The organism is Hahella sp. NS-SX17 (assembly GCF_057367735.1).
Genome location: NZ_CM170632.1, coordinates 6,292,545 through 6,316,996, shown reverse-complemented (window position 1 = coordinate 6,316,996; position 24,452 = coordinate 6,292,545). Strand labels below are relative to the sequence as shown.

The following is a 24,452-nucleotide window of genomic DNA, read 5'->3' as shown; positions in this document are numbered from 1 at the left end:
TCATAAGACCAGCCTCATTTGAGGCTGGTCTTTTTGATTAGGCGGTGGACTAGGATTAAAGATCTCTACCAGCGCCTTTCTTTCAAACAAATTTAGCTGCAGCACCCTCAGCATTCGCTGCACTGACCATCCCTCCCTTGCGCTATGGCGTGCAAAAGCAACCAACAGATAAACGATAAGGGCAATCCAAATCTGCGTCAGAACGGCATTCTTTGAGGTCCCCACAAAGGCTTTGATTTTGAGGTTTTGTTTTATTGCCTTGAAGAACAGTTCTACTTTCCAGCGATCCTTATAAATGGCTGCAATGGTTGTGGCTGCCAGGGTGAAGTTGTTGGTCAAAAACTGATAGTGACGGTTGGTCTCAGCATCCCGATAACCAACTCGACGCAACTTGGGGGCTCCCCGCTTGACTGCGTGAGCACTGCTTAGCTCAATCACCTGATCACTGGTGACTCCTGAGTTTCTTACAACAGGTTTGCGCTCAAGCACCCGATATACGGCTTTTGCTCGAAGCCGGGTAACGAAGCTGACTTTCTGTTTTGTCAGACTTCCGAACCACTGGTAGTCCACATAGCCTTTGTCAAAGGCCAGGATGCTACCCTTGGGGAAAGAGAACTTACGACCCTGGATCATGTCGTTTTCCTGACCGTTACTCAATGCCACAAACTCCGGTACTTCAGTCGCGTGATTAAGTCCAACACTGAGCTTTACATTAGCCGCGTCATCGCGGTGAGCAGCCCACGGAAAGAGTTTAAGCGATAGATCCAGCGCGCTGGCATCCAGAGAATACAAGGGATTCTTGAAGCGAAATTTGTGTTTTCCTGGCTGAGATCTACAACGGAAAAGCAGCTTGTAGAACAAGGCTTCATAGAGTTTGGCGGGTTGCTTTTCATTCAGTCTGGCCAGCGTGGTTCGAGCAATGGGCTTTGCGCCAAGGTGATAGAGTTTATGCCGCTGGGCTTCAAGATTTGACTGAATATCCCGCAGGCTCTGGCGTCCAGACAACTGCGACATGGCCATGCCAATAAACTGATCCCAGCGACTGGCGGATCGCAATTTTTGCCCCACATGATGCTGTTTGGCCAGCCCCTCAAATTCATGTCTGAGAAGCGGTTTTAGGAGTTGTTGGAAAGCGGTGTTATGATGTGACAAAGCCTGAATCCCTTGTTGTTTAATAGTTTCTTCGCAGATCCATTGTAACAACAGAGATTCAGGCTTTCTTATTTATCCCAAACTGTGGGACAGCAGTGCAAGGGGTGCCATTTTTTTCGTCTGACGGAATCCACCAACATGCTGATAGCGCATGAAAGTGTGAAACAACATCTACAAGCCAAGGGTTTTACCGATTTAGCTTTTTATAAGCTTGGCAAGATCGCGACATAGGCTACTGGCAAAAAGAGCGTTGTATCGGAGGCGCTTTACTTGGTGTGTAGCCATTAGCCCACTGTACTCTGCGAGTCCAGTGGCTAAGCATAGTGTTGAACTAGGATAGTACTAATCACAAAGGCAACTTTTAGTTAACTCGGCTTGATATGACTGAGAATGAAGCCATAGAAACCATCTATAAAAATAGCAGGCTCGTACCCAAAGAGCTCGCCATGGTGTTTATAGATATATCGGCTCCATTTGAAAGAGCATGCTCGCTGTACTCTGAAAAAGAGCAAGAAGAAATATTCGATATAAAAGAAAAAATAGTTGAACTAGCTGAAGAAATATTCAGTGTTTGAAATCATGCAGCCAAGCCTTCAAATACCCTTTAGTCCAGCTCCAAGGGGAGCCGGCTGAGAAACACGCTTATTATACAGATCATCAGGAACCATGGTCGCCCGAGATTGTAAGCAGAAGCGCATCTTTCCGCTGCCTTCAACCGCTTTGAGCTATATCTTGGTCTTAAGTTGATGACATTGACCTAAAGCCAGGATGAGTTATCGTAAACGATATCAAAACTTTCCAGAAGAAGCTGACGCATGGGCTACAGGCGCAAAGGTACGCAAACTTTGGTAAGTTGACTCACCTGCTTATCATCTAAATATACTATCAGGATAGCTCAACATGTGCATATTAAGAGAAATAGAGGAAATTGTAGACCAATATCTTATGGGCAAATACAGCTCCCATGAGTTTTTAGCGCTAATATCCACAGAAATGAGAGAGGACTTCATATCTTTAGGCAACGCTAACTTTAAACCCGCCAACATCAATTTTGACTCTGGTAGAATATCATTCCGCACAGAGAAAAATCCCTCAAGGGTAGAATATTTAGAACTCCACTTGTCTCCTAAGTTAGATGTTACTCTATCAGAGATGAGTAAACTTTGGGGAGAATTCAAAGTGGTCCCAGTTGGCCCAAGTCGCATACGTCATAATTACGCTTTTCCCAAGGTATCGAAAGCCTCCTATCAATATTCAGGATATATTCGCGCACAACTGAGCGCCCCAGTCGATACACCTGACTCAAAAGTGGTTACTATCATGATCCGCCGCGCCCCTATTTCTAATAGCTTAATAATCGCATGCATTTAAGATGCAGTAACTTTATGGATACGACAAAAATTATTGAGACACTGCAAAGCTTTCTATCGAAAAAATAACCCAGATCATCATTTACAACTTCCCATTCGGAGAAAGCTCTGGTTAGCAGTAGGGCCTGTCGAAGAAAATGCAGAAGGACATGCAGTAAGAAGACCTGCCTATAAAACCCGGGTAGTACTATCCACATAACGTCCACGCAGGTCACCAAAGTGGTTATCTAATCAGATTAAGGAACTGAAACCGATATGGCTGGATAGGGAGAATTGCTGAATCTGCCCTTGTTAGATGTATTCATGGCCACTCACTCTCAGGACCTCTAAATATCTTCACGAGATTCAAAAATTCATCCAGTGAAACTTCATTAGTAAAAATATACTCACCAGCGGGTATACCTTATACCTGAATATCGTAACTGTTCTTTAGGTCACCACCCAATGTAGAGATAGAAAACGTAGCTTTGACATCGGAAATCGTGAATCCAACTCCGTGTCTCTCTTCTTTGGATGATCCAAAGTAATGAATTTCTCCAAACTCTTTCCTTACAGCATCAATCAATTCTTGAATCTGTTGGCTATGCATACTGATTAATACCTAACACTTTGGCTGTCCCGCGTAGGTGGCGATAGCCACCGGAGTGTACTTCACCAAATTGTTATGTATTGTTTTTGGCACGGACTTTATTTACAGCCTGAGTTAGCTGGCTAATTAGTAACTCAGCATTTTCAAGGCTAAGTTCGATTTCTGTATTAGAGGTTACCGCACCTTCAGGAAGAGATTCATCACCTAGATCAAGCGACGTAATATCAACTTCGGGGTGTATATTCCATACTTCTAGATTTACACATTTATCATGAATGCCCGCTAGAACTTCTATATAGCCTTTTCGATATTCGATAGAGTTGCACTTAATAAGGTTTCTATCCATGGACTTCCTCAACCTATAAATACATAGCACTTAAGTAACCTGAAGCAGAACTGTAAAGTTGACTTGTTTGTTATGCATCTCGCTCTTCTATATACGCTTTTACTTTATCCAAAGGGGACGTAGGGCCAAAAAAATACTCTTTAACCTGCTCGATACACTGATCTTCACTGGAAACAATTATGTCTAAGCCCTGTGGAATATCATTATCTATAATGCCTCCGACGCTGCATGGATAAGGCAAACTCACCAATCTGATGCTCGCACCTATTAGCGATATAAGTAAAGGCATACAATCACAGTCATCATCTGGATAATTTTCAATTGTATGACCACCTAAGCCGGGCGGCTTTCGAACAATTCGCTCTCCATCGAAACTATCGCTTTCAAACTCCAAACCTAGGTTGGCAATATCATCCCAAAGATTTTTCACTGATGAACCTACATTTTTTAGCTTCCATTGTGCATAATGCCAAGATAAGCGGAAAATTTGTCCTTGCTTGAGCGCCTTGTTATGTTTTTTGATAAATAATAAGAAAACGCCATTTATACGAACTTACATAGAATGAACTAGTGTGGTTTTTACCCTATATCATTATTTTGTTTGATAAGTCCATCACCACTAAAATTGAGAGCACCCCAAAGCCAATTAGCCTTAATGTAGTTTTTTCACCACTATTGGACATTGCTTCCATCGTATCCTCGTTGTCGTAGGTTCTCGATTTACTCAAAATTTTCTCGTATCCGAGTTCAAGCAATATAGTCATCGCCATTATTAGAAATATTGTCAATGCTATCTTCAATTTATCGACCTACGTCAAGCTCATATTGAATTGTGAGAAAACATAACGCCCGGCTCTGCGGCTGGTAAAAGTGGAGACGAAGCCGGAACTTTTACTAGTCCGACAGCAGCCGCTTGTTAAGCCATCAATCTTTCCAATAAGCTTCATAGGCATTCATTTCTTTTTCAATTTTCGAATATTGACTTCGCAGATAGTAAGGCACTGAAGTCCTAATGGACTGATACTGCCCTTTTTTCTCAAGATTACACTTTTGGCATAACAGCTGGAAGTTTAATAAGTCGTTACAGCCGCCTATAGCCAAGGGTATGATATGGTCGATGTGTGCCTCTGCCAACAGCTCTCCAACTATATTGATATCACAACTCGAGCATTTTCCGCGATCCCTTGATATTACAGATTTTTTAGCCCATGAAGGAATGTTAACCCTCTCATAGAAATCTTTTTTTACCGTTAAATCAAAGGAAAAACTAGTATTAGAAAGCTGCTTTGCTATGAATGCGCAAATTTCCCTATCGTGGAATACTCGTTCTCCAAAACTAGCGGCATAAATATGCTGAAATCTATCTAGATCGCCCGAGTGCTCACGCAAAAAAAATTTAAACAAATTCGTTGATATTTTTCTTCTGTTTACTTTGGATTCTATTTTATAGAATAGTTCTTCATCATTTTCAAATAAATCATTCAAGTAACTAATTATTCTTGTAGTCTCCCTGTAGTAGGAGCTTTGGCTTTCCATCTTATGAAACAACAACCATTCGCAAAGAAGACCAAGGAACCTAAATTTATCTTCGTCGCTCAACCTTTTAAAGGTTAGACCAAGCCTGAAGATGAAGTTAAAATAGTACAATCCAAGATAAAAAAGGAAACCATTTTCTAACGGTTTTTTAAGAAGGTATTTAGGAGGCTTGAAGCCCTTAAACGCGCCAACAACAAGGCCAAAATGCAGACCATGAACAAAAAACCTATCTACGATATCACTTACACCATATGAGAATAGTTTGAGATCAATTTCTGGACATGTTTTTAGCACTCCGACTCCCATACTTAACATTTGTATATCGCGCATGCGCGTTTTTCCATTCCAATATTTTGAAGGTAGTTCCTCCAGCCCACTGATTCCAGCGTAAAAATCCCGGGTAGTCAAACGACCTCATCTACGAAAAGCCGTGCGTGCGCATGTATGCTTTCTTGGGGGACCGATATCACAATAGGCTAGAGTCCAAGTTATTGAGTCAAAGCACTTTTCAGGACAGCATCATCAGAAAACCGAGCCATTCACTACGAAAAAGCATGCGACTTTCCAGTCACTTGAGAAACAACTGTATTTATATACAGATATACGCAAAAAATTACCTGTCCCCATCACAACGTTTTACACCAGATTAACTGTTACAACTTAGTTCCAAAATATTCAATAATTGAAGTCCTGATCTTTCCAAAAGCCTGTCCCCTTGGGGCGTAGGGCCTAACCCCAATTTCATAAACTTGGCATTTACTCAAATCGTGCAGGCGTGGGGAGGAGTGAGTGTTCAGTTGACATGCTATGTGGAAAGATAAGAAAAGCTAGGACTATAAAGCAATTAGAGAACAGTCTACTTACCGCCGTGTTTCTCTAGAAAGTGATCACAATAACCTGTTCGCGTAGACACTGCAGTCATCGCGGGAGGAAAGCATGTTCAGACCACTCTGTCCAAAGGCTCAAAGAGCATTGTTTTATCATGTAGGTTACAAATAACTCTACCTGTTTTATGAACACACATCTTATGCCAAACCTTAAACCCTAAAAGTATAGCCTGCTCCCATTGCCTAGAGGTAGCGGCCTTAACCTCAAGATGACTAGTAATAAGGCGTATGATTCCTAATATCCGCTCATCAACAGGGCCCCCGTTCTTATAATAGTTATGAGCTTTTGCATGCTCAAAAACAATTGCCGATATCGCCTCATCAATAACATTGGCCCGCCCACCATCTTCGATTTCATCTACCTTATCATTACTCTTACGTTTTCTTTTCATAAGAGCCCTTGCAGTGGGCGACCATCCAAGTACAGTGACATATGAAAAATGGAATATATCGTGATATCTATAATAATCATCCTCGTAGTGGTTATCACGCACTGAATCCCCAAAGACCTCTCCGTTAACAAAAACTTTTACGTATTCTTTCCCGTTTTCATTTAATTCTTCTCTAAACTCAACCACAAAATCTCTTGGAAACTGCTCTTTCTCATCATAATCATCATCAAGAAAATCTTGTTCTATATTGTGAAGAGAGTCTTGTTCAAGATCATTCCATCTATCTTGTATTTTATTTTTACTATGCTCTAGTATCTCCGATACTTTTATGTCATTCAATGTGGCAATAGTAGTTAAGTACCATATTATGTCCCCCATCTCCTCTATGATTTTTTCATTAAATAATGTGTAATTATCTCCGTCGCGGAGTTTCTTTTTAAACTCCGTTGCAAGACTGCCAACCTCTCCACTAAGTCCTAACAAAACTATATTTATGGCGTCTTTTGACTTCCGGTCAAACTGAATTGTTCTAGCTGCAGCCACTTGATAGTCATCTATATTCATCTTGCTCTCCTAGATCAATCCCCCATTTTGGTGGGAAATAGTAATCAATCAGTTCAGGGTTGTATTTGTAGCGTTGTTTGATGCGTGTTCGGCCTGACAGCCCTGTTAGCTCTGGATGAGCCACACGACAGTACTTATCAACCTCACAAAAAAGATTCTGAATATCTATATACTGAAGAGGCCGACTACCAATTTTTTTAAAATCAAGCCCCAATCTTTGAAACTCGTATTCTTGACGTTCCGTCATCATTTTAATTATATCTATTTCTGACAGGCCACCAAGGCTTTTAAAGCATTTTTTAATACCATCTCTAGCCCCAGGTCCCGGGACTGTAAATTCGGTTTCTGAAAATCTAGTTAGGTCACTATAATTCAAATCGGTTACATATTGGTAAGCAAGAAAATTTCCTATAAGCGGATATCCTAGCAACAGTGAATAGGCTTCCCTCATTCTTTTACACGATAAAACCTTGTCGTAAAGTCTATCGCTCAACATTTTTTCAAGTAGCATTAGATGTGCACGATGTTTTCTAGTTACATTGAATTCTTTAGAGCCAGACGCCATCATATAAGCGTTAGAATATAATTTTACGCCCATATTCATTTTGTCATCAAGAAAAGCACCGTAGTGTTCCTTGTGGAAATTATCTGCAACAATCTCTCCGAATTGGTTTTCCAACATCACCCAAGTGTCTATCTTGTTGAAAAGCTTGAAAAGAATCACTCTAAAAAATATATCCCTCTCAGATAGTCCAGCCTTGTAAATAACATTTCTAACAAGGTATTGACTTACTCTATCGCAAACTCTATAAGCATTCGTAAACTTATATTCGTTTAATATTTTGTCATTGGTAAAAGGTCCTGTTTTGCGCGACATTCGCCTAAAGAATATTTCTTGCCTCTCATAAGCAAAGCGCCAATAAGTATCGTATGCACAAGAAGGTTTTGCAGGGTCTATGTTGATAATAATATCAGGTTTCATTGATGTATTTTCTATACTTGTTTGCAAACTCTTTAGCTGTACCTTTTTTCATTTTTCCAAGTTCTAGGACACTAGCAATGCAATTTACTTCGTCTAATTCTAAATGCATACGATCAGCCATAAAATTACCAAGGCGCTGAAGTCCTAAATAATTTCCATATGCTCTATTAGTTAAGTGCTGCATAGCATATATGGCATTCAATGTGAGCTTTCCATTCCCCTTTGGAATAAAGCAAACTTGTTGAAGGCAAGGGAAACCTCTCATTGCTTGGGCCGAATGGTCTATAGTTGGGTCAAAGGTGAGTGCGATTAACGCGGACCTTCTATGGACAGGGCTTCTGACGCCTTCAATTCCGTTATATGTATCAATAATATGTTTAAGCTGATTCACTGGATGTCCACTTTCTTCGTTATACGAGTAGAGTCGTCTAAAGTAGTGGCCCTTACAATTTTGACGGTCTTTTTTTACAAGCGTCCAAATTCGGTCGAACCTTTCAAATACTGAACTGCTTTTACTGGTGGAAAGGCTTATAGGAAAAATTGTACTAGCTGTCGTTTCAAACGTATTTTGTTTAATATCTTTTAAGTGGGTGTTTAGATCTTTCTCAAGCTCTTCTTGATATATAGGTGGGGGTTTGTCTGTCGAGAAGTTGGCAATTAAGGGGGATATTTCTGTATTATTTCCATCAGCGATATGTATTAGAACTCTAAGCCAACACTCCGTAGCTGAGTCGCCGTGAATAATCATTACTCATCCTCATCATATTTGTATTGATAAAAACCACAGAACTTTTTCCTGCTTATCTTTACAAAGCTACTCCACTGAGTATCATAAATACGAGTTATACCTGGCTTTACCGCGGCATATATAAAAATATTTTTTTTAGAAACCGGATCAATTATTTTAGGGCCATCGACCTGAAGCTCATTACTAGAAACAATATAATCTCCAATCTCCATATCAATTGCCTTGCCCTCCCACCAATTACCAACAACTATTATTTGATTGTTGGTATCCAGGCCACTAATACTTTCTCTTATATTTTTCAAATTGTATTTAACAAGATTATTATAAAGTGGCTTTTTTATTATGCCTAAACCTATATGAATATGAAATAAAAACGCAGTGTATGAAACGCCAAAATATTTGGATAATATGTAGGTGTCTTCTGGAGTCATACGATCTACTGTTAAGCCGTAACGTGATAGAGCCCGATTTACAGCTGTCGAAGGCATGAGTAACGTACTTGCAAATAGATCGGCTTCTTTTTCTTCAATTTTATTTGACCCACCCTCAATAATCTCATCAATGATAGTTCCATGCCCAAGGGCATGATGGCCTAGCTCATGAGAGCAGGTAAATCGCTTCCTACCTTCTGGCCTCTCTGCGGAGATTAATATTAGCTTTTTATCAGCTAGATACATACCTTCGAAAGAAGATATCTTAATAAACCGTAAGTCAAAACCAAGGGAGTCACATAGAGAATATGGGCATATTGGAAAATGTATTGCAGCGCCATGAGCATTTTTTCGAAATTGTAATGCTTTAGCTGTGACTTCCATGGCCCTGACTTTCTTCACCTACTTCCCCCCTGAACTTTTAATCATCCTTATCATATTCAATAATGTTTCAAGGTCCTCGTCTTTCATTGAGCTTAGCTCACGCGCAGCTGCAAGGATAGACTTATCAACCTTCTCTTCATTAACTACACCTTCTGCTATCCAAGATAGTTCTACTCCGTACAACTTAGCAAACTGAGAGAGTTCGTCTGACCGAACATTTCTACGCCCCGCTTCAATCTCGCTAATAGTTGGGCGATGCATACCAACACGCTTTGCTGCTTGCCCCTGCGACAACCCCGCCATTTCTCTTGCTGAGCGAAGTCTGCAAGCAATATCCATTTTGGTCATTTTTCTCTTTCCTTTGTAGCATCATCAATTGCTGAAGCAATTGATGAAACAGTTACGTCTTCATATTTTTGTCCTATAAGGATTTTCTCTAAAGGTAAATCACACCCTATCATTTCTCCAACACTCATCAGAACTTCGAGAGTCCTCAGGCTATCGAATCCGTTTAGGTCATATGCAAGCCTTGTATCTTTGGTGATATGAGGGATAGGGCTATCTGAAAGTTCCAGATTTTGTTGAAGGCATAGGATGACGACTTTTTCAATCTCTTGTTTGCCCATGTCAGATTCCTTGTATAACCGCGCGTAATAAAATCTTACCGGTGGTAACATGATTGTGCAAGGCTTATACAGCCAATACACTCAGCCCAGTTATTTCACCTCTCAAAGCTTCCGCTCGGCTCGCCTGGCTGCTATGGCTCCCGCTGCTTGATGGCGTCCCGCTTCCTCCGCCTCCGTGGGTGTGGCTCGCTGTCGTAGCCGCCAACTCCTGAACCACGCCGATCAGATTCGCAATCACCTGTAACACATCCACGCCCCCGCCGCCCATGGCGATGGTTGGCGCTTGAATGGTCACAGCGGCGCTGGCTTTTTATTCGATGACTTGCGCCTGGATCTTTCTGGCTGCGCTGGCGATGTCGGTATGGCTTCCCTGAACGTTTATGGTTTTATTGGCGCTGGTTTGTGTGTCGTTGCCGGTAATCGTTGCAGAGCGCGAGCCGCCTACGGTGGCGCTGTCGTCGCCTTGGATCAACGCCTTTCTGTCCCGCGCGACCGCTTGGTTAAGGTCGGCAGCGGTGGTTAGGTTTCGGTTATCCGCCGCAGAGAGGTTTAGTCAACACATGGTCAATACCAGCATTTTCAGCCTCGAGCGGACTTCGGCAGTAAAAATAGTTCCAACAACAAGCCTTGCAAAGAAGCCATATTTCTCTCTTGTACTGTAAGCTTCAGAATTAATCTCCTCTATCTTGTGCATTTTCTCCACCGAATCAGCTATCAAACCTCTCGATTAGTCCGCCATGTAACTAGCTGTTTACAAAGGAAAAGTGATTTTAGAAAGTCGCGGACTTCAAGGTTAGCGGAGAGCGAGGGAGGAGAGAGAAGTGGCCGGGAGAGAGCGAAACGGGGGCAAACACTCAGTTTTGGGGGAACTCGCCAAGTCCGCGAGAACCCGCAGGAACCCGCGACAGCACGCAGTAGCAGGCAATAAAAAAGGCCAACCCGGGAAGGTTGGCCTTTTGAATTTGGTGGTGGGACGGCAACCCAGATCAAACTATGTTGACGGTAGTATTTTATAATACTGCTGGTTTGTGCGTGTTCCTTCAAAACCCATGACGACCAATTTTTCTGAGCTGAAAATTGCAATGAAGCCCCGCCCTTCTACACTAAACACCTAGTCCTTATGGGTCAGGTTTTCTGGCGCTGATATCTCCCATTTGGTTTAAGAAATGTAAAAAGTTACAAAAAATTTAATTTGAGACTATTCCTGTCGTTTTCATTACGTATAATCGCTCGGTCGTTCGATCTGCCCACTTAATTTTGGCGTTTGAGCCACTACCCACGATCAGGATGTAATCAGGATAGTTAAATGACTAAGTATGTCGCCTCCTTTCTCTCGACCGTAATTCTCGGTCTGTTCAGCTTTCAGGTTTCCGCCAAAGACTTTGGACCCGCGCAGCGCTATAACGCTCTGGTGTTTGATGAGTTCCTGGCGTTGTCTTCTGACGTGGAGGGTCGCCTCGCTGCTGGCGGCAACATCTCCCTGAATAACTACAGCGTGGGTGATAAGCTGAATGCGCCTGAGGCAGGTGATGTTCTAATCGCCGGAGGCGATATCAAGTTTCCCAGTGGGCGCGTTTACTATGGCAATGTGATCGCCGCCGGCTCCGTCAAAGACATTGGCGATGCTGTGCGACATGGCATGGCCAAAGGCGCCAAGATCAAGGGTGGAGCGACGCCTTCGGTCGACTTTTCAAGTGCGCAGGCCTATTTAGAGCAACTGTCGCAAGATCTATCCAAGTTGAAAGCCAATGGCAAGGTAGAGTCCAAGTGGGGCGGGCTCTATCTGACGGCGGCGTGCGACAGTCATCTGCAAGTCTTCCAGATTTCCGGCGAACAGGTTTTCCCAGCGCATACCTTCGAAGTGGATCTTTCCTGCGCGCCGGCCGACGCGACTTATATCTTTAATATTGATGGCCAGCAAACCGGCATGTCCGGCATGAGCCTGCAGTCTTTGGCGAACGTCGCCGACAAAGTCGTTTTCAATTTCTTTGAAGCGCAGGTACTAGAGCTTCAGTCTATCGGCGTGGAAGGTTCTGTTTTGGCGCCGCAGGCTGTTGTGATTGAACCCCAGGGCGTACTTCGCGGCCACCTGTTCGCCAAGGCCTGGTATGGGGAGATGCAGATCAACTGGGTTCCTTTTACGGGGCTCCTGCCTGAGTCTACTCCCTCCAAGCCGGAGCAATGCCAGCTTTATCCCATCACGTTTGATTATGGCTCGCTGCCCTCCAGAGTTGGAGAAACGGTGATCCTGTATCCCGGTATGGATCAAGGGAATTTCATCTGGCTGTCCTGGACCGGCAGCGTCAAGCAGAGCGATCTGGTGAACTCTCTCACCTCCGCTAATGCCGATACCTATATCAATCCGCTGGATGCGCAGGACCGCGTTCTGAACCGCATGGACTGGATCAGCGCCGTGCCTGGCGTGAAGAACAGCAAGGCCGTACGCACCGCCATGGACGGATTGCTGAATAAAGAGATTATCGTACCGGTATGGGGCGATCTGCAGGGCGGCGGCGCTAACCGGATTTACCAGGCGGCGACATTCGCCAAAATAGCGATCACGGGATACAAGCTCAACGGTAAAGGCTATCTCACGTTCAAGTATCTGGGCGAGGAAAACTGCGGGGAAGCGACGGTTGAGCCACCCGTTGCACAGGATCAGGACGTCAGCACGAAAGAAGATCAATCGATCGATTTTACGCTGAAGGCGACCGGAGAAATCTCCGGCGAAGCGGAGTTTGTCATCACCCAGGCCCCGCAACACGGCGCTATCTCGCAGCAGGGTGACGCAATTACCTATACCCCGAATGCTGATTTTCACGGACAGGACAGTTTGCGTTTCAAATTGGTCGTTGGCGACGTTGAATCCAATGAAGCCACCGTCAGCATTTCTGTCGTTCCAGTGAATGATGCGCCTTCCGCCAACGATCAGGCGCTGACGGTTGCGGAAGATCAGACTCTGGCGATTGTGCTGACCGCGCAGGACAACGATGCGGATACACTCACTTTCACCCTGGTGAGCCAACCTGTTAATGGCGTTCTAACGGGCGATGCACCGACACTGACTTATACGCCCAAAGCCAACTTCCACGGCGACGACGCCTTTATCTTTACCGTCAGCGACGGCCAGGGCCAGTCCGAACAGGCTACAATTTCCATCACCGTCACCCCCGTTAACGATCTTCCGGTCGCTCAATCACTCGAACTGACGCTGGATGAAGACGCCTTTATCGATCTGACCTTGCAAGGCGCTGACATTGACAGCGACAGCCTGACGTTCTCCGTACTTGAAGGTCCGGTCAACGGAGTGCTGAGCGGAGAAGCGCCTACGCTGCGCTATACGCCAAGCGCCAATTTCAATGGCGTTGATTCCTTCACATACCGTGTTAACGATGGGTTGGCTGACTCCGCTGTCGCGACAGTGATGCTGACAGTACGTTCAGTGAATGACGCGCCAGTGCTGACTGGCGAGCCGCTCACCGTCACACCAGAAGGTTTGACCTACACCTATGCAGCCAACGCCACCGACCCGGACGGCGACGCTTTGGCGTTTCATCTGGATCAAGCCCCGCAAGGCATGACCATCGATACCGCCAGCGGCCAAATCAGCTGGACGCCGCCGCAAGATTACGTGCAATCCGTTAAAGAGCTGAACAGCCAGTGCTACGTCACCCATATTGGCGACGTGAGTACGGACAGCAGTGGTTCAACCACTGGCGCCCAAGTTAATCATCCCGATCTGCGCCTGGGCGCTATCGCGCTGGAAGCCGGTGCGGACCATGTGTATCAAGTTAGCGTAGCGTTATCGAATCGTGGCTTGGCGGACGTCAGCGCGCCGGTGGATGTGTCTTTTTATGTAGGCGCGCCGGAGAACGGCGATCTGTTGGGAACGCAGCGTCTGACCCATCTGGCCAGCGGAGAAACCGCTCGCCTCAGTCTGGGCGTGTACGACTACCTGCTGACTGACGATATTTATGTGACTATGGCGGTCAGCCAAGTGGTGGAAGAGTGCGACATTCGCAATAACCAAGCGCGCGCCGCCCTGGTTTCGTTGCGTGTATCCGATGCCAGCGACCTTGCGGACACGCGTCTGTTTGCCATCAATGTGGAAGACCGCAATGCCGATCCTGTCATTACTAGCGAAACGGAACTGAAGCATCAAGCCGGTCAGACACTCAACTTCCAAGTTAAAACCACCGATGCGGACATCGGTGACGCTCACCACTTTACACTGGTGTCCGGCCCTGAAGGCCTGAGCATTGATCCTCGCACCGGCCGTTTGATCGCCAACATTGGCGATCTGGCTGCAGGCGATTATCAAATCGTCGTGCAAGTGGAAGATCTTCGCGGCGCCACAACCCAGCAAACGCTGACCTTGTCCATTGCTAAGAACTTGCCGCCGCAGATTGTGAGTGCGCCTGTCATTCGAGGCGATGAAAAAGCGGGGTATTCCTATGATGTAGAGGCTGTTGATCCTAATGATGGGGATGTATTGAAGTATGCAATCCAATCAGGCCCTTCTGGAAGCAGAATAGATCCAATTAGTGGCCTCATCAGATGGAGCGACAATAGTGATTTTGTTGATAACCGTGTGGATGAAAATATCTACTGCTATCGAGATCCTGCCAAAGTAAGCGTTGGCGGTTTCCAGCCTCGTTTAAAATGGAAGTGGAATACTAGAAAAGTTTTAAGTATTCCCGTTGTCGCCCCGCTTGAGGACACTAACGGCGATGGAAGCATTAATGTACGAGATAAAGCCGTAGTCCTTATCTTAGCGTTTGGTGATGATATTGATAGTGCTTCTGCAACCCTCATTGCATTGGATGGCGATACGGGGCATGAACTATGGCGTAATAGTAGTTTTCTCTTTCGCGCCAGTGCGCATATTGCGGTGGGTGATATTGATGCGGATGGCAAGCCAGAAATTGTTGCATACCTTAATAACGGGAACGTAGCGGCATTTGACAATCAAGGGCGCAACCTTTGGGTTAATACGAATCCTAGCAATCATGGTCCCTATAACTATGGGGCGATTAGCTTGGCTGATATTGATGGCGATGGTAAAGCGGAAATTTTAGCTCGCGAGTACATCATAGACTCAACAGGTAAGCTGTTATGGAAAGCTTCTAATCCTACTTGGCATAGAACATCATCATATGCAGTAGATATAGACCTTGATGGACAGCAAGAGGTTATAGTCGGAGGAGACGTATATAGAAATAATGGGGAGTTGCTCTTTTCTACAGCAAAACCTTTGGCTCTTACGGCTGTTGGTAACTTTGACGATGATGACTTTCCCGAAATCGTAAATGTTTATCACAGCCTAACTCTTTCTGACCACGATGGAACGACTATTTGGACGGTTCCAACCCCTGGTATAGGAGTAGGAGGAAGCCCAACTGTCGCAGATATGGATGGTGACGGAGAGCTAGAAATCGGGCTGGCGACTTCTGACTATTATGTCGTATTTAACGCAGACGGAAGCATTCTTTGGCAGGTGAAAGTCCATGATCCGTCATCAAAAACTACGGGTTCAACCGTTTATGATTTTGATGGAGATGGAGACTCTGAAATTGTCTATGCGGATGAGAAGAAGCTTCGAATATTCGATGGCGCCACTGGACAAGTTTTATTTGCAGTTGATAACGCTTCATCAACTGCCTCAGAGTATCCAGTAGTTGCTGATATTGACTCCGATGGCCACGCAGAAATTCTTGTTACGTCGGATTTTTCCATTACAAAAGGTATAAGAGCATTTGAAGATACTGGGGACTCGTGGCTTGCTACCAGAGCTCTTTGGAACCAGTACAACTACCATGTCGATAATGTTTCTGACGATCTGTCGATACCTGTCAATCCTGTCAAAAGCTGGCTGACCCACAATACATTTAGACTAAACAGGTTCCCTGACAAAGATGCATTAGGTTTGGCTGATTTGGCCCCCTATGGCGTTGAGTACGACAGTGAAACAAACACAGCCCGCGTTAGCCTGATAAATAGAGGACGAGCGCCAACAAACTATACCGCTTCGCTACGTCTTGTGTCCGGGGGGGGCGTGCTTGGAACGGCTGAAGTTCCTCCTCTCAAAGCTGGCCAGAGTTATACCGTTGAACTGACTGTAGATGCTGAGCTTGTGAGTAACTACATGCAAGCGGAAGTTCAAGTAAGCTCGGAAGATACTGAGTGCTTATCCCAAAATAATACTACGAGATATGCGATCTTTGGTCTTAGTGTCCATGATCAAGCTGGCCTGAAAGACAGTCAGAAGTTTGCTGTTTCAATTGCTGACGTAAATAGCCCTCCTAAAATTACCAGCTCGGTAACCAGCTCAGCCTTTGCTGGTATGGACTACTCATTTGTTGTTGAAGTCACAGATACTGATCCTGGTGATGATGTTAAGTACTCGCTAATTGGGGCTCCTAAACTGTTATCAATTAGTCGGTATGGAGGAGAGCTTTTTACCGAAGGTTTAGTTGAAGGGGTCTATTCCTTTACTGTTAGGGCTGAAGACCTGTCTGGAGCTGTTGATGATCAATATCATGTTTTGACGGTTTCGCCGCCTGACAACTTTCCTCCTCGTATAGAGTCAGATCCTATCTCTGCGGCCATTTACATGCGGGAGTATGAGTACTCTGTTAAAGCAACAGATGTTGAAAATGATCAGCTTACCTATGTGCTCAGTCTGGCTCCCGCCAGTATGACGATTGATAGTGAGTTGGGTGTAATAAAGTGGGTTCCTACATATAGAGCTAAGCCGCTGACTCCAGTAGAAGTGACGGTCATTGACGAGAAAGGAGCGCAAGCAAAGCAGTATTTCTTGATAACTATCAGTGACGATACCTATTTGAACAAGTCCCCTGTCATCAATAGTACGCCAACTGGCGCTGCATTCGCTGGAAAACTATACGAGTATCAAGTTGAAGCTGCTGACCCTGATGGCGACGAGCTTATTTATCATGTGATAGGTGGAGAAGGAGGAATGAATATCTCCACCACAGGCTTGTTTAGCTGGCTGCCGAGTCCGGCGATGGTTGGTGAGACATTCCCTGTAAGAATACTGGTTACTGACTATCATAATGGCCGTGTTGAGCAGCGGTTTAATATACCCGTCAATGAAAGCGCCAACCATGCGCCGGTCATTACCAGTAAGCCAGGCAGCATAGCAACGGTTGGGATACCTTATTCATACACACTCACCGCTAACGATGAGGATGGGGACACATTCCACTACTTGTTAATGCAAGGTCCTTCAGGGCTTTCCATTTTCAATAACGTAATTTCTTGGACGCCTTCCGACTTCCAGGCAGGCCAGACTTACACCATTACTGTAAGAGCTGAAGACAATAGAGGCTCAGCCTCGACCCAGACCTACAGCATAAGTGTTAAGGGATTAAGCGACGCCAACACGCCGCCAATGATTCTGGGTGGAACGACCCTTTCGGCCAAAGTAAGCAAACTCTTCAGTTATGAAGCGTCAGCTTTCGATGCCGACGGCGATGCTCTACAAATCACTTTAGTTTCAGGGCCTGCCGGGATGGTTCAATTGCCAAACAGTGCGGTCGTTGAGTGGACCCCGGACGCAAGCCTGATTGACACAGTACAGACAATGACAATCCAGGTAACAGATATCCACGGTGCATGGGAACGCCAACAATTCAACATATTGATTACTGGAGATTCCTCAGAACCTAATCCTGAACCTGGTGCCGGTCCGATTTTATTGAACCGTCCTAAGGCCGATGCTTATGTCGCTCAGCTGTATCGATTCGTAGTCCAGGCTTCTGACGCCAAGGGATATGCAGTTAAGTCTCTGGAGCTGACAGAGTTTCCACAGGGTATGTCACTGCAGTTTTCGTCAGGTTTAGGACGTATTAACTGGACACCGACAGCAGACCAAGTCGGTGTGCACTACTTCACGATTAAGTTGACCGATGTGTTTGGAGTGAGCACGGAAGAAACGTTCTCAGTATTGGTTTACCCAGGTCGCAAATTGAATCGTCGTAGATGCTTTAACTGCGATGAAATGAACTTTTGTACTCCGGTAAATACGTTGTAGTGGTAGGAGAGGAATAACGATGAATATCAATTTGCAGACTAAGAAAGGAAAACACATCGCTACAACAGTATATCCGGCTAGCCGGGCAATGCGTGCATTAGCGAGTTTTGTCTTATTTGTGATTAGCTTTGTCTGGTACTCGCCGCATGTCTATGCGGCGTACAAGGAGGCTACCAAGCCTCCTATCATGAACCAGCTCGATACGATCAGTCCTTTAAGTGCGACCTTAAAACAGTTGCAAAAGGAAACCCTACAACTTCAAGGCGCGCTTAAAGCTTCATCCGTATCCGATGAAACGTTACAAGCAGCGGTGGATAAGTTGGCAGGCAATCTTGAAGAGCTTGAGGCCCAGAATGAGGAGTTTCAGGTTCAGCTAGATCACGACTTGGCGCATATGGAGTCAAAACAGCTCTCTGAGGAAGTGATTGCTCGGCAGCAGGCGTTTAGTGATAACTACGAAAAACACATGCAGGGCATCATTGCATCCCTGGAGAGCTTGCAGCAATCAGAAGATTCGGCAGCCTCAATTGCTAACCTGAATGTCCTTGCGGAACATTTGGCGTTCCCTCTAGAGAGAGCCAGCCAGAGCTACAGCAATGAGTTTGACTTCGTCACTCCGCCACCTCGCGACATTTATCTAACTCAGCAAGAAATTGAAAAGCTGATTGGTTTTTCTGGTGAGCCTGCAGTAGACGAATCCGCATATCTGGAAACGGATTCTGCGACCAAGGATACAGGCGCTATGCAGGCGCTAATTGATGAAGTCGGCTCCGACCCTGTCACCTTATACAACTGGGTTCACGATAATATCCGCTGGATTCCTAGCTACGGCGTTATGCAAGGCGGCTCTTACACTTTGGAAGCCAAACAAGGTAATGCCTTTGATACAGCTAGCCTGTTGATCGGCTTACTCAGAAAGACTGGCGTGCCTTCCCGTTATGTATACGGAACCGTGGCTCTGCCAACAGGGGAAATGCAAAACTGGATTGGCGGTGTAGATAACCCTGACTCTGTCGCTAACCTACTAAGTCAGGGCGGTATACCTCACCGTCAAATTTCCTATGGTGGCGCACCAGAAGAGTTCGAGTTTGAGCATGTTTGGGTGGAAGCCAAGATCAACGATTCTTGGGTAGCCATGGACCCGAGCTTTAAACAATATACTTTTAAAGAAGGGGTTGATCTCACTGACGCTGTTCCTTTAAATCGAGAAGAACTTCTGGCAAAAGTTCAGCAAGGGGCAACAATTAACAAGGAAGAGGGGTGGGTGCAAGGTATTAATGCTAACGTTATTCAGACACAACTGGCCACTTACTCCGACCAACTAAAGGATTATTTAACAACCTATCACGCTGAAGCCACTTTAGGAGACCTACTGGGAACACAATCCATTCTGCCAAGCAATACGCACAGCTTAACTGAGGTGGAAACTCCGCACTTACGTGAAATTGCGAGTCAGGCAACCCCAAGTCTGCCAGCCAAACTTTTTTATAAATTCAAACTACAACTAGGTAGTGTCACAGGGGGCATTTTTTCGCAAGAAGAGTGGGCAACTGTGATCGCTGAGCTTGAAGATGTCACCCCTAACTTAGTTGGAAGCCGCTTGGCGGTCTCATTTCGCCCAGCAACAATAGCAGATGAACAGGCCCTCGCCAGCTATCTCCCTGATGCTGCAACCGACCCGGAGGAAATACCTCGTCAACTGTCTGCCAACACGATACGCCTGATCGGTGAAATAACTAAAGATGGTGAAGTGATGGCGATAACCCCAGAGATGTCACTAGGCCAAGCAATTCGCTCTAGATTAGGTTACACCCCTCCCGCAACTTCTTGGGCGTATTCTGAAAATAGTCTAGTGGCTGGCGAATACCATGCAGTAGGACTGGATATGCAGGGCATGAGCTCTGGTCAACTAAGTCACTTAAAAGCCGACCTGGAAAGCGCGCAGGCGCTGATTGCTGCAGGTAACTACGATAGCCTGAGCAAACATGACATGGTCGGCAATATCCTGCAAACCGGAATTCAAGGCTATATGGCCATGACTTATGTTATGGATCAAGTAGCTTCTCGTGCTGCCAAAGTACTGAGCTACCGCAGCCCCTCATACGGCACATTTGGTACTCATGCTCAGGTTACTTATTACTTTGGTTCTCCACGACAATATATTTTCTCTGGGCTAGTGATGGACGTGGACCGAATTCAGTCTAATTCCGAGAGCAAAAACAACTGTTACGAGGACTGGCTAGCCTTTAATAAAGGAAGCGGTTTACGCAGCAGTACATTTGAGCATCAGATTCCGGAGATGATGTTCTCTACAGCCGAAAAGCCTGTCGAAGGCGTAAGTACAGTCAAGGCTCTTGCCATTGCTATGGCGCAAGGGCAACGGATTTATACATTAACTCAAGCGAATGCGGAGCAACTCAGCAATATAACAATTGACGACGACACCAGAAATGAAATCAGCCGAGCGATCCAGGCTGGACTAGAGGTGACCGTACATCAGAGCCCGATTAATGTGAACAGCTGGCGCGGAAGCGGGTATAGTATTATTGATCCAGACTATGGAGTGGGCGCTTATCGTATCAGCGGGGGATATAGCGGTGGGTCCATCAATCCTGGAGCTAAGGGCAACCAAATCGCATACTCTTCCATGGGCCCTAGCCAGCTCTTAGATGGGCTAAGCTTATTCTCAAATATCATTGATTTTCTCGGAGTCTTAGCTGGCTGCTTTACAAACCCAGATGTTTCTTTGGGAGAAGCTATTTTCGTTTCGATTATTAGCCTGTTTTTTATAATTGCCATCTCTGCTTTGTTATACTATTTTGCAGTGATAATAGGTCTAGGAATTGGCGCAGCGTTTGGAATATCTTTGGCGTCATCATTCAACTTTCTTGTAAGTTTGATCTCTTTTGTTATTGGGATGGGACTTACTGCTGGTGGTATCACTAAAACTCCCGCATGTGACGGATAGTCTTATGCTTTACAAAGTGGTCTACTTGATAACCCCATACTTTTTTGTCTATATGGCAGGAGTTATTCTGAGTTTTTTATTTAGAAGCCCTGTCATTTATATGGGGTTTGTTTTTCTCTCTATCATACCTGTAGGGCTGCATTATAGTTTTATTATAAAAGAACGAAATAAGCTCTCTCCGATGATTGGGGGAGCAACCCTTGTTGTGTGCTTTTTATTTGGAGCATATATTGCTTCCAATTTTTTAGATGAAATTGGCTTTCAGGCAAAGAAGGTCATTGTAGGAATCCCATTAATTCAAGCCATATTGTTGCCTTGCTATTATTTTGACAAAGTGCACAAATTTATGTTTCGTAAGTAAAAGTATGTCGTAAATAAGATGCCGAAAAACCACGGATCATTGCAATATGATTTGAGACTACTTGTAGTTTATGTTGGATTTGGCATCGTGCTTTATATGTTACTAAGCTTTTGTAAAAGCAGCAGGAAATTGCTAAAAATCCGATATTTAGGGAAATATTCTGTAGCAGTGAATCCCCGGAAACTATGGCGTAGTGAGTAAGGCAGCGTTGGGGATATAGAGTGCCAATTTCACCCCTCATGGCGGAAAAGTTTGGTTAATTATTCACCATGAAGTGCGATTTCCCTGCCAGTGCAGGCCAACTTGATAGGCTATGGTTAGGGTGAACGGCTGTTAAGAAAATAGGTATGATATTATTAACTTCGACTATGGGATAGGGGCTTGTCGGGAAAATTATCTCTCTTGCTCGGACTTTTAGTAAACAGATAGGTGCCACGGTATGTTAAGCATGGAAAACTTTGGAGGGTTGATGTTTTTGCCTTATGCAATTTATACAGCTCTTCTTTCTTGCCTTGTCTGGTCACTGTTACATCCTCAGAAGAAACGACTTCGTTATTTCTTGTTAATCCTTCGAGGATATATAGGGATGTGTTTGCTTTTTGGAGTTATTCTAAGACTTATATTTGGGAAGGCTATCTCAACTGATTTTTCTATATTTTTAGTACATGCCGGTGTGGTTGGCTGGATTGGTGTATTTTTATTGCATAAGATTGAAAAAAGTCATGTTTAAATGATACTTTTTATGTTGGTGTGCGTGTCACCCAATATTAACGACTTTAATGTAAAAAATACCTTTTAATAACTATGATCTAAATCCGATATAGGGGGATAAAGAACTATCAGCATACTTATCCGCTATTCGTCGCTTGGGAGCGATGAGTTAGGCCATATTGCCTATCCTCTCAGGCAAATTGTATCACCGCGCCATCTTTGTTAAATTTTGTATCTCATTATAAAATAACATTATTTATTCTACTCACCGCCACAGCGCCTTGCGTTGTTTGAAAAAGCAGAATGATTCTGTTTTTGAACAAACACCACTCTTGGCGAATGCTCCCCTTTAATTTTTACACGCATATTTGATTAACATCACTCAGGATAGTGAACATGGCAAACCCATTGATTACCAACGCTCCGTCGGCTGTTAATGGCTGGTTGACTCCAGTAGGGACAAGGGCTGATACCCGCAACTTTATCTATTTTTCATCCGAAACCAAGGGCGAGACTGGCCGCAAGGTATTCATTGACTCTGCACTCATTCCTAAATTCCTGTCACTCATAGATCCATCATCCGCGGACGGAAAAAGGACTTTATGGAAGTTAAGTCAGCTACGCTCACTCGCTTCCAGGTATGAAAGCGCTCAGAATCTCAAAAACTCATTTGATTTTATGGATAAATTCGGCTCACTGGGCGTCAGATATTCCGTGTTTCAGGGGAAGGGCCAAAAAGGCGCCAAAGAAAGGGCCGCTGGAGTATATATCGTCGACATTGCTCCAGCGTTTGATGGGGACGCGAATAAATCGGGTCTTTATCACTTTCAATTTGGTGAGTCGAGCAGCATCATGCCACGTAAGGATGAATCCGAGCTTATATCTTACGAGCATGCATCAATAAACGGCTACAGCGCCACTACAAAAACCTCCAGCAGTACGGATTTCACTAGTTTGGAGAGCGCAGCTGAGTTGGTCAGAGATCAAATAGGTAAATCCGACTGGGGTGGATCAAAAAACTTTTCCATGTATTACATGTCCGCCCCTCTGCGTAATGAGCTGGGAGTATGGGTAACGGGCGTGCAAAAGAGCTATAAAGTTAGCGAAGCCGCCAAGAAGTTAGGACGAATTCTGGTTAATACACAGAAATACCGGGAAACCCAAGGCAAAGATACCCTATTAGAATGGTCTATCATTGGAGACGGGGTGGATCTGCTGGCGCAAGCCATTAAGCAAATCCCCCAGGCGTTTCTGAGCAGACATGCGTTCACCTTCATTAACCCCACCGGAAAAAAACTATCCAGCCTATTACCGAAACTAGAAAGAATGGGCGCTCAGTTTGGAGAGAAGGCCGTCGTAAGCCAGACGCAAGATCATCGGTCCGCAATTATGATGGCTGCAAATAGTGAAAAAGTGGCCTCAGCCATCCAAAAGCTGGGGCGAGACCTCAATCGCCAGACCGCCTATAATGCCAATGCCGCCCAAATTCTTCAGAGATCACAAGGGCCGGCCATTGCCCTGAATAATGCCCGCATTACAAGTTCGGGACATGATTCGTTAACATTCGTCGATGCGATTAAACGTACTGTGAGTATGACTCGATGGTAAATATTGACGACATCATAAGACCTGACTACGAGAAAGCTCCAATCGTCTCATTTGACCTATCTGGTACTCAGTTAGTGATGCGATTGCCAGAACATGAACTGGGTTACAGGTCAGAGCTTGCCTCTCATCAGATTGATATTCATGACCGGGCGTCCTATGAACGGGACATTGAAAAAGGCCCTTTTGGCTCGTTGACTCTGGCGAAAAGCGGTTGGATAGTAAACTCCTCCCAACAAAAGCCTGTCGGTCACATAAGCCTACTCGCCAATCTCAACGAGATTCCCTTGGAACGTTACGAACTGTCGTCTCTATTCGATTCCGTGGAATTTCAACGGTGGTTGCTTACCTCATTTCAAAGGGATTACGGAAAACGGAATGAGGAGATATTAAACGAGCTCAGGTTTTTTGAGAAAACTCCTACGCCTACTAGCTTCTGGGTTTACCCGAAGAGCATAGAAGAGTTACATACCACATATAAAGAAGGCGTCTCATGGTGTCTGGGTAGAGAGGGGCATCCCTCAATGCCCCCAATTGCTTTCTGTGTTAGCACCCCTATCACTCATAGGCATCAACTGTATTTTAGTTTTGGCTTCAAGGGTTTTTTAGAAGAAATTGCTACGGATGATTTTGACGAGCTATTGGAAGGGCTTGTTAACGACTTCCTGTCTCATGTGGCGCTTCAATACTCGCCTGAAGTACTCTCAGAAATCGCCGCTGTGGATAAATAAATTTAAGCAGGAA

At 44.9% G+C, this 24,452-nt stretch carries 20 protein-coding genes; 8 read left to right on the top strand and 12 right to left on the bottom strand.

Features of this window, described 5'->3' with window-relative positions; all coding sequences use genetic code 11:
• Complete coding sequence (locus AC2IBB_RS28235) at positions 1–1,152, bottom strand: IS4 family transposase (protein ID WP_486334002.1); 1,152 nt, start codon at positions 1,150–1,152, stop codon at positions 1–3.
• A gap of 380 nt (positions 1,153–1,532) precedes the next feature.
• Between AC2IBB_RS28235 and AC2IBB_RS28230 the strand changes: the two genes are divergently transcribed.
• Both AC2IBB_RS28230 and AC2IBB_RS28225 read left to right on the top strand, forming a co-directional pair.
• Positions 1,533–1,727: a hypothetical protein gene (locus AC2IBB_RS28230; protein ID WP_486330014.1), complete on the top strand. Its 195-nt coding sequence runs from the start codon at positions 1,533–1,535 to the stop codon at positions 1,725–1,727.
• A 325-nt stretch (positions 1,728–2,052) separates the two neighbouring features.
• Positions 2,053–2,523: a hypothetical protein gene (locus tag AC2IBB_RS28225; protein ID WP_486330013.1), complete on the top strand. Its 471-nt coding sequence runs from the start codon at positions 2,053–2,055 to the stop codon at positions 2,521–2,523.
• A gap of 661 nt (positions 2,524–3,184) precedes the next feature.
• On the opposite strand, the gene AC2IBB_RS28220 is transcribed toward AC2IBB_RS28225, so the two are convergent.
• The 11 genes from AC2IBB_RS28220 to AC2IBB_RS28170 form a co-directional block, all read right to left on the bottom strand.
• A complete protein-coding gene (locus AC2IBB_RS28220; protein ID WP_486330012.1) occupies positions 3,185–3,457 on the bottom strand; it encodes a hypothetical protein in 273 nt (90 codons plus the stop codon).
• Between the two features lie 70 nt (positions 3,458–3,527).
• Complete coding sequence (locus tag AC2IBB_RS28215) at positions 3,528–3,887, bottom strand: hypothetical protein (protein WP_486330011.1); 360 nt, start codon at positions 3,885–3,887, stop codon at positions 3,528–3,530.
• Positions 3,888–4,381: 494 nt separating this feature from the next.
• Positions 4,382–5,401 carry an HNH endonuclease gene (locus tag AC2IBB_RS28210; protein WP_486330010.1) on the bottom strand — a complete coding sequence of 340 codons (1,020 nt, stop codon included), beginning with the start codon at positions 5,399–5,401 and terminating at the stop codon, positions 4,382–4,384.
• A 532-nt stretch (positions 5,402–5,933) separates the two neighbouring features.
• A complete protein-coding gene (locus AC2IBB_RS28205) occupies positions 5,934–6,836 on the bottom strand; it encodes a MazG nucleotide pyrophosphohydrolase domain-containing protein (RefSeq protein ID WP_486330009.1) in 903 nt (300 codons plus the stop codon).
• Positions 6,823–7,818 carry a nucleotide kinase domain-containing protein gene (locus AC2IBB_RS28200; RefSeq protein ID WP_486330008.1) on the bottom strand — a complete coding sequence of 332 codons (996 nt, stop codon included), beginning with the start codon at positions 7,816–7,818 and terminating at the stop codon, positions 6,823–6,825. The genes AC2IBB_RS28205 and AC2IBB_RS28200 overlap by 14 nt, the downstream gene beginning before the upstream one ends.
• A complete protein-coding gene (locus tag AC2IBB_RS28195; RefSeq protein ID WP_486330007.1) occupies positions 7,808–8,566 on the bottom strand; it encodes a hypothetical protein in 759 nt (252 codons plus the stop codon). The genes AC2IBB_RS28200 and AC2IBB_RS28195 overlap by 11 nt, the downstream gene beginning before the upstream one ends.
• A complete protein-coding gene (locus tag AC2IBB_RS28190; protein ID WP_486330006.1) occupies positions 8,566–9,399 on the bottom strand; it encodes an ImmA/IrrE family metallo-endopeptidase in 834 nt (277 codons plus the stop codon). Before AC2IBB_RS28190 ends, AC2IBB_RS28195 begins: the two co-directional genes overlap by 1 nt.
• Positions 9,400–9,729, bottom strand: a complete 330-nt coding sequence (locus tag AC2IBB_RS28185; protein ID WP_486330005.1) for a helix-turn-helix domain-containing protein — start codon at positions 9,727–9,729, stop codon at positions 9,400–9,402. It abuts the gene before it with no gap.
• Complete coding sequence (locus AC2IBB_RS28180) at positions 9,726–10,007, bottom strand: acyl carrier protein (protein WP_486330004.1); 282 nt, start codon at positions 10,005–10,007, stop codon at positions 9,726–9,728. Before AC2IBB_RS28180 ends, AC2IBB_RS28185 begins: the two co-directional genes overlap by 4 nt.
• A 64-nt stretch (positions 10,008–10,071) precedes the next feature.
• Positions 10,072–10,302 (bottom strand): hypothetical protein, encoded by a 231-nt coding sequence (locus AC2IBB_RS28175; protein WP_486330003.1) that lies wholly within the window; start codon positions 10,300–10,302, stop codon positions 10,072–10,074.
• 15 nt (positions 10,303–10,317) lie between these two features.
• The gene (locus tag AC2IBB_RS28170) at positions 10,318–10,479 is read right to left on the bottom strand and encodes a hypothetical protein (protein WP_486330002.1); all 162 of its coding nucleotides are present in this window, start codon (positions 10,477–10,479) and stop codon (positions 10,318–10,320) included.
• An 834-nt stretch (positions 10,480–11,313) separates the two neighbouring features.
• Between AC2IBB_RS28170 and AC2IBB_RS28165 the strand changes: the two genes are divergently transcribed.
• The 6 genes from AC2IBB_RS28165 (at position 11,314) to AC2IBB_RS28140 (ending at position 24,439) form a co-directional block, all read left to right on the top strand.
• Positions 11,314–18,063: an Ig-like domain-containing protein gene (locus tag AC2IBB_RS28165; RefSeq protein ID WP_486330001.1), complete on the top strand. Its 6,750-nt coding sequence runs from the start codon at positions 11,314–11,316 to the stop codon at positions 18,061–18,063.
• 19 nt (positions 18,064–18,082) lie between these two features.
• The gene (locus AC2IBB_RS28160; protein ID WP_486330000.1) at positions 18,083–21,031 is read left to right on the top strand and encodes a transglutaminase-like domain-containing protein; all 2,949 of its coding nucleotides are present in this window, start codon (positions 18,083–18,085) and stop codon (positions 21,029–21,031) included.
• Positions 21,032–21,035: 4 nt separating this feature from the next.
• On the top strand, positions 21,036–21,392 hold the full coding sequence (locus tag AC2IBB_RS28155) for a hypothetical protein (protein WP_486329999.1): 357 nt from the start codon (positions 21,036–21,038) through the stop codon (positions 21,390–21,392).
• A gap of 439 nt (positions 21,393–21,831) precedes the next feature.
• Positions 21,832–22,122 (top strand): hypothetical protein, encoded by a 291-nt coding sequence (locus tag AC2IBB_RS28150; RefSeq protein WP_486329998.1) that lies wholly within the window; start codon positions 21,832–21,834, stop codon positions 22,120–22,122.
• A gap of 377 nt (positions 22,123–22,499) precedes the next feature.
• Positions 22,500–23,711, top strand: coding sequence for a hypothetical protein (locus AC2IBB_RS28145; protein WP_486329997.1), 1,212 nt, complete (start codon positions 22,500–22,502; stop codon positions 23,709–23,711).
• A complete protein-coding gene (locus AC2IBB_RS28140) occupies positions 23,705–24,439 on the top strand; it encodes a hypothetical protein (protein ID WP_486329996.1) in 735 nt (244 codons plus the stop codon). The genes AC2IBB_RS28145 and AC2IBB_RS28140 overlap by 7 nt, the downstream gene beginning before the upstream one ends.
• Positions 24,440–24,452: the final 13 nt, after the last annotated feature.